Source organism: Brevundimonas sp. UBA7534 (genome assembly GCF_002479325.1).
Lineage (GTDB): Bacteria > Pseudomonadota > Alphaproteobacteria > Caulobacterales > Caulobacteraceae > Brevundimonas.
The window spans coordinates 28,893-29,359 of sequence record NZ_DLMO01000169.1 but is presented as its reverse complement, the minus strand read 5'-3'; the positions used below and the strand labels follow the sequence as shown (position 1 = coordinate 29,359).

Genomic DNA, 467 nt, shown 5'->3' with positions numbered 1-467 from the left:
GACGCCGCCGCCGTGGTCGCATGGCGCAGAGAGAACGCGGCCAGCATCGCACAGACCGCCCGGCAGTTCGGCCTCTCCCCCGCCACGGTAAAACGATACTCGGCGGCAGGGGCATAGGGCAGGATCGCAACGGCCACGCTAGGCCCGACTTCTAGCCCGCCCACGGCCTTCTCTGATCCGCTCGACCCTTGGGGGCGCGGACACTCTTCCAGCGTTCCCCAGTCAATTCTGAGGCAGGCGGCAGGCCGCGCCATTTTCGCCCTGGCCGGACCCGTCGCGCGATATCCGGACCTCACGACCGGCGAGATATTTTCGACGGGGGATCAGAGGCCCAGTTGGCCGAGCACCCCGTCCTGCCGTTGCTCCACGCGCGCCGCCTCGTCCAAATAGACTTGTTGGGCAACGCCCAGCAGGTAGCGATCCGTGCCATTGAAAGCATAGCGATGGCCGTTCCGTTCGATGTCCGT

General features: G+C 66.4%; 1 protein-coding gene. It reads left to right on the top strand.

Features of this window, described 5'->3' with window-relative positions; translation table 11 throughout:
* The first annotated feature begins 12 nt into the window (after positions 1-12).
* Complete coding sequence (locus B2U11_RS15785) at positions 13-117, top strand: helix-turn-helix domain-containing protein (protein WP_414632973.1); 105 nt, start codon at positions 13-15, stop codon at positions 115-117.
* The last annotated feature ends 350 nt before the right edge of the window (positions 118-467 follow it).